The sequence below is a fragment of the Collinsella aerofaciens genome (genome assembly GCF_015556945.1).
In the GTDB taxonomy this organism is placed as follows: domain Bacteria; phylum Actinomycetota; class Coriobacteriia; order Coriobacteriales; family Coriobacteriaceae; genus Collinsella; species Collinsella aerofaciens_AO.
Genome location: NZ_JADNNH010000004.1, coordinates 84,681 through 94,144 on the forward strand (window position 1 = coordinate 84,681; position 9,464 = coordinate 94,144).

The window sequence follows — 9,464 nt, forward strand, 5'->3', positions numbered from 1 at the left end:
AACCCTCTGTTTGCGGCCGGCCTTGCTTGGGTATAGGACGCACTGTGACAATAATGAAAGTCGGAAGGATTCGGTCGTGTCGGAAAATAGGGATTACTACGAGGTACTTGGCGTCGACAGGGATGCCGACGCGCGGACGATTAAGCGCGCGTTTCTAAAGAAGGCCCGTACCGTACACCCGGACGTTTCGGACGACCCCGAGGCCGAGGCCAAGTTTAAAGAGCTTAACGAGGCATATTCCGTTCTTTCCGATGAGCAGAAGCGTGCTAACTACGACCGTTACGGCACTGCCGACGGCCCTGGTGGTTCAGGCTACGTCGATATCAACGATATCTTTGGTGGCATGGGCATGGACGACTTGTTCTCGTCGTTCTTTGGCGGCGGTGCCGGCGGTGGCGCCCGCAGCCGTCGCGAGCGCCGCCGGGGTCGCGATATGGCCATCTCCCTTTCGGTGACGCTCGAGGAGGCGGCACTCGGCTGCAAAAAGACGATCAGCTATGACCGCCTTGCTCCTTGCGAGGACTGCAATGGCACCGGTAGGGCAGAGGGCGCACAGGAAAAGCAGTGCGGCCGCTGCCACGGTACGGGCTACGTCACGACGGTTCAGCGTTCGTTCCTGGGCCAGGTTCAGTCTTCCTCGCCTTGCCCTGACTGCCATGGCGAGGGCACGGTTATCGACCATCCCTGCGAGACCTGCGACGGTCAGGGCCGCACGCCTTCGCATGAAAAGATTGACATCGATATTCCCGCCGGCGTTTCGACCGGTCGCCAGCTGCGTGTGAGCGGCTTTGGCGAGGCCGGCCTTCGCGGCGAGCCTTCGGGCGACCTGATTGTCAACGTGCGCGTTGCCGACCATGAGCGCTTTAAGCGCAACGGTGACGACCTGTACCTGCTGAGTGATATCTCGATTGCGCAGGCTGCGCTTGGCTGCGAGATCGAGGTCGAGGGCATTATGCCCGACGAGGTCGTTAAGGTGACGGTTCCCGCCGGCGCCCAGTACGGTGATACCGTGAGCGTCAATAATTACGGCATGCCGCGCATTGGCGGTGGCGGTTCGCGTGGCCGCCTGATCGTGCAACTGCGCGTGGTCGTTCCCACCAATCTTTCCAATAAGCAGCGCGAGCTGCTCCGTGCTTTTGCCGATGAGATGGGCGATGACGTTGCTTCTGGTAAGAAGTCGGTGACCGACCGTATCAAGAGTGCTCTCGATGACATCCTCGATTAAGGAGCCCGCGTGCTCGCACCCCATATTTCCGTCGTCAACCTCGGTTGCCGTGTCAACCGGGTTGAATCCGACCGTATCACTGCCGATCTTATGCGCCTGGGCTTTGCGATGGTGGAGCCCCAGGATGCAGAGCTGATCGTCATTAACACCTGTGCCGTTACGGGCGAGGCCGAGGCCAAGACCCGTAAGGCCGTTCGCCATGCTCTGGCCCATCCAAACGAACCCTATGTGATCGTGACCGGATGCGTTGTCAATTTGCATCCCGAGGAGCTGCTGGAGCTTTCGGACCGCGTGATTGCCGAGCCGTCCAAGATCGATGTTGCCGACCGCGTTTGCGAAGTGCTAGGCGTTGAATCCGACAGCGTCGCCGCTTGCAGCGATAGCGATGTGGTCGATGCGCTTGGGCGCTCCCGCTTGGGCGTAAAGATCCAAGACGGCTGCAATCACCGCTGCACCTACTGCATCGTGTGGAAGGCGCGCGGCCCCGAGCGCTCCGTGCCTGTCGAGTCTGTGCTCGAGCAGGTGCTCGAGGCCCAGGAGGCCGGCGTGCCCGAGGTCGTGCTGACGGGCGTGAACCTCGGTGCCTACGACGGCAAGAGCGCGACCGACGAACACGTGGAGATCGACGAGCTGCTCGAGACCATCATGGAGCGCACCTCGATTCCCCATGTGCGCATTTCTTCGGTGGAACCCATGGATATCTCCGAGCGCCTGCTGAAGGTCATGGCTCGCTATCCGCAGCGTATCGCCCCGTTTTTGCACCTGCCCGTGCAGTCCGGTTGCACGGCGACCCTGCATCGTATGGGCCGTCCCTATAGCGCTGAGTCCTTCGAGGGCACGGTGCGTATGATTCGCGAGATTTTGCCGCAGGCTTCGCTTTCGTGCGATGTCATCGTCGGTTTTCCCGGCGAGACGGACGAGGAGTTTGAGGAGTCGCTGGCGCTCTGCCGTCGCGTGGGCTTCTCGCGTATGCACGTGTTCCGCTACAGCAAGCGCCCCGGCACCTTGGCGGCCGATATGCCCGACCAGGTGGCGCCCGAGGTCATGGCTGAGCGCAGCCGTCGCATGCGCGCGGCGGCCCAGGAGCTCGCCGTTGCCGACGCCCGTCGCCGCGTGGGCTCCGTCGAGCGTGCCGTGCTCGAGTATGGCGACAACCTGACGCTCGGCTCCTTCCATCATGCCCGCCTTGACGATACCCGTGGACTCACGGCCCCGTGCCTGCTCGATGTTGCTATCATCGGAGTCGATGATTCCGGCTTGGTCCATGCACGCAGGGAGGTTCATGGAAGCCTCGAAGATTAGACTTACCGTTCCCGAGGGAATTGACCCCTCTCGTGTGCTGGGCGCTGGTGACGGCGTTCTGCGCACGCTCGAGGGCCTGGTTCGCGCCCACGTGGTTGCCCGTGGTGACAGCATCGCCGTGGGCGGTGACCCGGATGAGGTTGAGCTCGTGGCGCGCTTTTTCGAGCATGCTTTTCGCGAGGCGGCCGCCGGGCGCACACTGTCTGCCGACGATGTCTCTCGCTGCCTGGCCGTCTTGCGCGACGGTGAGCACGAGGCTACGTCGCTTCGCGATGACGTGCTGCTTTCGTATCGCGGCCGTGCCATTCGCCCCAAGACGCTGGGCCAAAAGCGCTATGTGGATGCCATCCGCACGCATACCATCACGTTTGGCCTGGGTCCTGCCGGCACCGGTAAGACCTATCTGGCCATGGCGCTCGCCGTTGCCGCGCTCAAGCGCCACGAGGTGGGCCGGCTGATCTTGACGCGTCCGGTTGTCGAGGCGGGGGAGAACTTGGGCTTTTTGCCCGGCACCCTCGAGGAAAAGATCGATCCCTACATGCGTCCGCTCTACGACGCCCTTTTTGACATGATGGATCGCGAGCGCACCGATGAGCTTATGGAGCGTGGCGTGATCGAGATCGCCCCGCTTGCCTACATGCGCGGCCGCACGCTGAGCGATGCCTTCGTGGTGCTCGACGAGGCGCAAAATACCACGCCTGAGCAGATGAAGATGTTCCTGACGCGCTTGGGCTTTAACTCCAAGTTTGTGATTACCGGCGACCTGAGCCAGCGCGACCTGGTGGGTCGTCGTGGCGGTCTTGCCGACGTTGAGCAGATTTTGGGCCGTGTCGACGATGTCGCATTTTCGCACCTCGAGCGCGCCGACGTGGTGCGCCATGCCTTGGTGGGACGTATCGTCGAGGCATACGACACTTATGATGACGTGCGCGAGCAGCGCCCGCGCGACCGAAAGGAGTCCCGTTGAGTGTATTGATCAGCAACGATGCCGAGCTCGATACGCTGCTCGATGCGCAGGAGGTGGAGCACATCTGCGAGGTCGTGCTTGCCGCCGAGGGCGTTGAGCGTGAAGTCGAGATTTCCCTTTCGTATGTCGACGAGGACGAGATGCACGAGCTCAACCACGAGTGGCGCGGTATCGATCGCACCACCGATGTACTCTCGTTTGAGTGCGATTCGGCCTTTGACGATGACATTCCCGCCGATGAGACGCTCGAGCTCGGCGATATTATCTTGGCCCCGCAGGTTATTGCCCGTCAGGCCCCCGGTTTTGGCAATAGCCCCGCTGACGAGTGCCGTCTGATGCTCGTTCACGGCATGCTGCACCTGCTGGGCTATGACCACATCGAGGACGACGAGGCCGAGGTCATGGAGGCCCGCGAGGACGCCATCCTGCGCGATTTGGCGCTCGAGCGCGGCGAGGACCCCAAGCTAGTCCACGTCGGCCCCATCACCAACCACGCCCACGACTAGGAGCCGTCTATGATTCCCGGATCGAACAAGGACCATCCGTCCTTCTTAAAGTCGTTTTCTTACGCTATGGAGGGCTTCGTCACCGCCGTCAAGACCGAGCGCAACATTAAGGTCATGCTCGTGGCGGGCGTGTGCACCGTCATTGCAGGCTGCATCGTGGGGCTCGACATTGCCGAGTGGGCCACGATTATCATCTGTTGCGGCCTGGTGATCCACGGCGAGCTTTGCAATACCGCCATGGAGGCCATCGTCGACCTGGCGACCCAGGAGCTCCATCCGCTGGCCAAGCGTGCGAAGGACATCGCCGCCGCCTCCGTATACGTTCTTTCCATCACCGCCGCGATTGTGGGCTTGCTGGTATTTGCCCACGCGCTCGGCTTTATTTAGAAAGGGATTCCCATGTCCGACAATATGCAGCCTACCGATGAGATTTTGGACGACGAGTCCCTGGACGCGGTGGATACCGAGGAGCTCGAGGATGTCGAGGAGTTCGACCCGTTTGAGGGTATGAGCGACGAGGAACTCGACGCCCTGTGCGACGAGGACGACAACCTCGCGGGCTTTGGCGACGTGGAGCCCGGTTTCCGCAGCGGCTTTGTGGCCCTGGTCGGTCGTCCCAACGCTGGCAAGTCCACGCTGCTTAATGCCTGCTATGGCAAAAAGGTCGCCATCACCTCGCCGGTGGCCCAGACGACCCGCCGCCGCATGCGCGCCGTCGTTAACCGTCCCGGCTACCAGCTGGTCTTTGTCGATACCCCGGGTATCCACAAGCCCAAGGACGGTCTGGGTTCCGAGCTCAACAAGAGTGCGTTGTTCGAGCTGAACGATGTTGACGTCGTCGCGTTTTTGATTGATGCCACCAAACCTATCGGCAGGGGAGACGCTTGGGTTGCCGAGCGCGTCAGATGCGCCCGTTCCAAGAAGGTTCTGGTGCTCACTAAGGCCGATGAGGCCGACCCCGCACAGGTCATGGAGCAGCTTAAGGCTGCCCACGAGCTCATGGAATATGACGATGAGATCGTGACGTCGTCGGTCAAGAACTTCAACGTCGATGCCTTTATCGAGACCGTTGCGCACTTTTTGCCCGAGGGTCCGCGTTGGTTCCCCGAGGACATGGGTACCGACGCTTCCGATGAGACGCTCGTTGCCGAGTTTGTGCGCGAGAAGGTCTTGCGCCGCACCCGTGATGAGATTCCGCACTCCGTTGGCGTGATCTGCGATGCGCTTGAGCAGACCAAGAAGGTGCTGCGCGTGCACGCCACCATTTACGTCGAGCGCGAGGGCCAAAAGGGCATCATCATCGGCAAGGGCGGCGAGATGATCAAGCATATCGGTATCGACGCCCGTCGCGATCTTGAGCGCATCTTTGGCACGCAGGTCTTTTTGGAGCTGGACGTGAAGGTCAAGGCCGGCTGGCGTGACGACGAGGCCCAGATTCGCCGCTTTGGCTATAACGCCGAGGACTAAGGACGCGCGGCGCGCATGGCAGGCTCCCGGACATATCGCACGAAAGTGGTCGTGCTCGATAAGACTAAGCTCAAAGAGACCGACCTGATCTTGACGATGCTTGACGAGCGGGGGCGGCAGGTTCGTGCCGTGGCAAAGGGCGCCCGCAAACCCGGCGGACGCCTGGCTGCGCGCTGCGAGCTGTTCTGTACGGTCGATATGCTGCTCGCACATGGACGGTCACTCGACGTGGTTTCCCAGGCCGAGCTTATGGAGGCGCCGCTCGGCGCTGCGCCCGATTACGAGACGACCTGCGCCGCAAGCGCGATCGCCGAGGTTGCGCGCGTGTGCTCGTTCGAGGACGCCGAGGACCCGTTTACCTTTGCCATCACGCAGCGAGCGCTTGCCCTGGTGGGCAGCGGGCTTGACACGGCGCATATGGACCTACTTGTGGCGGCATATGTCTTTAAGCTGCTATCGCACGTTGGCTATCGTCCCGATTTTTCGGCCTGTGTGCTGTGCGGAGACCCCATGCTGTCGTATTTTTCAGCCCAGGCGGGCGGTCTCATGTGCGGGTCGTGCGCGTCGAGCGTTCCAGGTGCCGAACTGGTGTCGACCGGTGAGACCGCATGGCTGCGCGCCCTCATGTCCATGACCTTCGATGCGCTCATGGCCGAGCGAATCGACCCGCATACGGCGGCATTCCTGCTCGGGCTTTCGCATGTTTGGGCTGCGACGCACACCGATCAGCGCCTCCGCGCGATGGAATTCATGTTGGGTCGGTGATGATGCGCAGGCGCGGGCTGCTTGTGGTAACATACCGACCTGTTGGTACCTCGACCTTGGTTGTTCGCTCCACCGGCGGCTTCCCAGTCCGAGGCGAATCGAGTCGCCCGTGGGCGACGCAAAACGAAAGGTGAAACAATGACTGTTTCCAAAGAGCGCAAGGCGGAGCTGACTGCCCAGTTCGGTAACACCCCGGTCGACACCGGCAACCCCAAGGTTCAGGTCGCCATCCTGTCCGAGCGCATCAAGGAGCTGACCGAGCACATGAAGTCCCACCAGAAGGACTTCCACACCCGTCGTGGCCTGCTCATGCTCGTCGGCCGTCGTCGTCGTCTTCTCTCCTACATCAAGAAGAACGACATCGTCGAGTACCGTGAGCTCATCAAGGCTCTGGGCATCCGCGACAACATCCAGTAGGATTTGTACATGCTAAGAGCGTCCTGCGCAGCGGGGCGCTCTTTTTGTGTAAGGGCGCGAACAATCACGCTCTGAAGCGTGGCGGGGGCAGGGGGCCCGCGTCACATGAGAAGCCCGCAGACAAGGGGTCTGCGGGGTTAAGGAGAACAATGACACTCGTATCCAAGACCTTTGAGCTGTACGGCAAGACCTACACCTTTGAGTCGGGCGAGCTTGCCAAGCAGGCCACCGGCGCCTGCCTGGTCAAGCAGGGCGACACCACGATGCTCGACACCGTGGTCGTCTCCAAGGAGCGCAAGAACTACGACTTCTTCCCGCTGACCGTCGACTTCAACGAGAAGATGTACGCCGCCGGCCGCATCCCGGGTGGTTACCTCAAGCGTGAGGGCCGTCCCAGCGAGAAGGCCACGCTCACCGCGCGTATGATCGACCGTCCGATTCGCCCGAGCTTCCCGGATGGTTTCCGCAACGAGGTGCACATCGTCGCCACCTCGCTCGTCGCCGACCAGGTCAATCCCTTCGACGTCATCAACATCATGGGTGCTTCCCTGGCCATGACGCTCGGCGGCGTGCCCTTCGAGGGCCCGCTTGCCTGCGTGCGCATCGGCCGTAACGTGGAGACCGGCGAGTTTATCGTCAACCCCACCTACGAGGAGCGCGAGAACTCCGATCTGGACCTGGAGCTGGGCGGCTCTGCCGACTTCATTTCGATGGTTGAGGCCGGCGCCGAGGAGATCTCCGAGGACGACATGCTCGCTGCCATGAAGTTTGGCCAGGCGGCCCTTGCTGCTTTCTGCCAGGCTCAGGACGAGTTCGTCGCCGAGTGGGAGCAGGTCAACGGCCCCATCGTCAAGAAGGAGTACCCGCTCGACCAGCCCGTCGAGGAGGTCCAGGAGCGCATCTTCGCCCACTACGACGAGATGGCAGCCGCCCTTCGCGACGCCGACAAGCTCTCCCGTATCGGTAAGGTCGAGGCTCTGAAGGAGTCCATCCGCGCCGAGTTCACCGAGGAGGAGCAGGCCGCTTGGGAGCGCGAGATCCCCGTGGCGCTCAAGAAGCTCGAGAAGAAGGCCATGCGCACCATGGTCGTCGAGACCGGCGAGCGCGTCGACGGCCGTGCCGCCGACGAGATCCGTCCCATCATGGTGAAGGACAACTACCTGCCGCTCGTTCACGGCTCCGGCCTGTTCCAGCGCGGCCAGACCCAGGTGCTTTCCGTCCTGTCGCTCGGCATGCTCAACGAGGGCCAGCGTCTGGATACCATCGAGCCCACCGAGGGCAAGCGCTACATGCACCACTACAACTTCCCGCCGTTCTGCACCGGCGAGACCGGCCGCATGGGCAGCCCCAAGCGCCGCGAGATCGGTCACGGCAACCTGGCCGAGCGCGCTCTGCTTCCGGTGCTTCCCGACGAGAACGAGTTCCCCTACGCCATCCGCGTCGTCTCCGAGGTCATGGAGTCCAACGGCTCCTCTTCGATGGCTTCGACTTGCGGCTCCACGCTCGCCCTTATGGACGGCGGCGTGCCCATTAAGCGCCCGGTCTCCGGTATCGCCATGGGCCTGATCCAGGAGGAGGGCAAGACCGTGGTTCTGTCCGACATCCAGGGTCTCGAGGACTTCCTGGGCGACATGGACTTTAAGGTCACCGGCACCACCGAGGGCATCACCGCCCTGCAGATGGACAACAAGGCCACCGGCCTCACCTTCGACATCCTGGCCCGCGCCCTGCAGCAGGCCAAGGAGGGTCGCGCCTTCATTCTGCAGAAGATGCTCGATGTGATCCCCGAGCCGCGTCACACCACGCGCAGCACCGCTCCGCGTATCGTCTCCATCCAGGTTCCGACCGACAAGATCCGCGACGTCATCGGTTCCGGCGGTAAGGTCATTCGCGGCATCCAGGACGAGACCGGCGCTTCGGTTGACATCCAGGAGGACGGCACCGTCTTTGTCGGCGGCACCGGCGAGTCCGTGGACCAAGCTGTCGAGCGCATCAAGCTCATCATCAAGGTTCCCGAGCCGGGCGAGGAGTACACCGGTCGCGTGGTCTCCATCCAGCCCTTCGGCGCCTTCGTCAACCTGCTGCCCGGCAAGGACGGCCTGCTGCATATCTCCCGCGTCGCCAAGGGCCGCGTGGAGAAGGTCGAGGATGTCCTCAACGTGGGCGACGAGGTCAAGGTCGTCGTCATCGAGGTCGACGATCGCGGCAAGATCTCGCTCGATCGTCTGGACAAGCCCGAGGCCCCGGCTCGTGCCGAGGGTGCCTCTGAGGGCGACGGCGAGCACTTCCAGCGCCGTGAGCGTCCGCGTCGCGAGCGCTCCGAGCGCAGCGACCGTCCGCGCCGTCCCGGCGACAACGGAGGCCGAAAGCCTCGCCGTCACCACGACGCCGAGTAACAGCCGCACATAAGCAGCTCAACAAGGGCGACTCCGGACAGGGGCCGCCCTTTTGCTTGCGCCCGGGAGGGCCGCATATGAAGTTTCCTGCTCTACAGTCCTGCGCAAGACGGAAAGCACATTAAGTGCTTTCCTTTGCGTGCGGAACTCGCGATAAACTTCATATGCGGCCCTCCCGGGCGCAAGCAAAAGGGCTGGTTAGTGCCGCTCGCTATTTAGTTAGACAGTCTATTCAGTAGTCAGATTTCAGATCAGTAGATAGACACAGCAGTATTTCCCCTGATAAAACCTACCAAAATAAACCTATCTTATATTGGCAGGTCAGGGCTCAGCGGCCCCGGCACGGGCTAAGTTTATCGCGAGTTCCGCACGAACAGGAGGCCACTTAATGTGGCCTCCGTCGTGAGCAGGACTGTAGA

9 protein-coding genes are annotated in these 9,464 nt (G+C 62.1%); all 9 read left to right on the forward strand.

From position 1 onward, the window contains the following. The first annotated feature begins 76 nt into the window (after nt 1-76). The 9 genes from dnaJ to I2F59_RS02370 all read left to right on the forward strand — a co-directional run bounded on the left by dnaJ (nt 77) and on the right by I2F59_RS02370 (nt 9,045). A complete protein-coding gene (dnaJ, locus tag I2F59_RS02330) occupies nt 77-1,225 on the forward strand; it encodes a molecular chaperone DnaJ (RefSeq protein ID WP_195503120.1) in 1,149 nt (382 codons plus the stop codon). A 9-nt stretch (nt 1,226-1,234) separates the two neighbouring features. Further along, nucleotides 1,235-2,527 carry a MiaB/RimO family radical SAM methylthiotransferase gene (locus I2F59_RS02335; RefSeq protein ID WP_138112648.1) on the forward strand — a complete coding sequence of 431 codons (1,293 nt, stop codon included), beginning with the start codon at nt 1,235-1,237 and terminating at the stop codon, nt 2,525-2,527. Continuing rightward, entirely contained in the window at nt 2,508-3,494 is a 987-nt protein-coding gene (locus I2F59_RS02340; protein ID WP_138112646.1) for a PhoH family protein, read from the forward strand. The genes I2F59_RS02335 and I2F59_RS02340 overlap by 20 nt, the downstream gene beginning before the upstream one ends. Further along, nucleotides 3,491-4,000, forward strand: a complete 510-nt coding sequence (gene ybeY, locus I2F59_RS02345) for an rRNA maturation RNase YbeY (protein WP_117654802.1) — start codon at nt 3,491-3,493, stop codon at nt 3,998-4,000. Before I2F59_RS02340 ends, ybeY begins: the two co-directional genes overlap by 4 nt. 9 nt (nt 4,001-4,009) lie before the next feature. Beyond that, nucleotides 4,010-4,387, forward strand: coding sequence for a diacylglycerol kinase family protein (locus I2F59_RS02350; RefSeq protein ID WP_099431794.1), 378 nt, complete (start codon nt 4,010-4,012; stop codon nt 4,385-4,387). Nucleotides 4,388-4,399: 12 nt separating this feature from the next. Then, nucleotides 4,400-5,467 carry a GTPase Era gene (gene era / locus I2F59_RS02355; protein ID WP_175406045.1) on the forward strand — a complete coding sequence of 356 codons (1,068 nt, stop codon included), beginning with the start codon at nt 4,400-4,402 and terminating at the stop codon, nt 5,465-5,467. Nucleotides 5,468-5,482: 15 nt separating this feature from the next. Next, nucleotides 5,483-6,232, forward strand: coding sequence for a DNA repair protein RecO (gene recO, locus I2F59_RS02360; RefSeq protein ID WP_138112644.1), 750 nt, complete (start codon nt 5,483-5,485; stop codon nt 6,230-6,232). A 138-nt stretch (nt 6,233-6,370) separates the two neighbouring features. Then, a complete protein-coding gene (rpsO, locus tag I2F59_RS02365) occupies nt 6,371-6,649 on the forward strand; it encodes a 30S ribosomal protein S15 (RefSeq protein ID WP_035138510.1) in 279 nt (92 codons plus the stop codon). A 149-nt stretch (nt 6,650-6,798) separates the two neighbouring features. Beyond that, nucleotides 6,799-9,045: a polyribonucleotide nucleotidyltransferase gene (locus I2F59_RS02370; protein ID WP_195503121.1), complete on the forward strand. Its 2,247-nt coding sequence runs from the start codon at nt 6,799-6,801 to the stop codon at nt 9,043-9,045. The last annotated feature ends 419 nt before the right edge of the window (nt 9,046-9,464 follow it).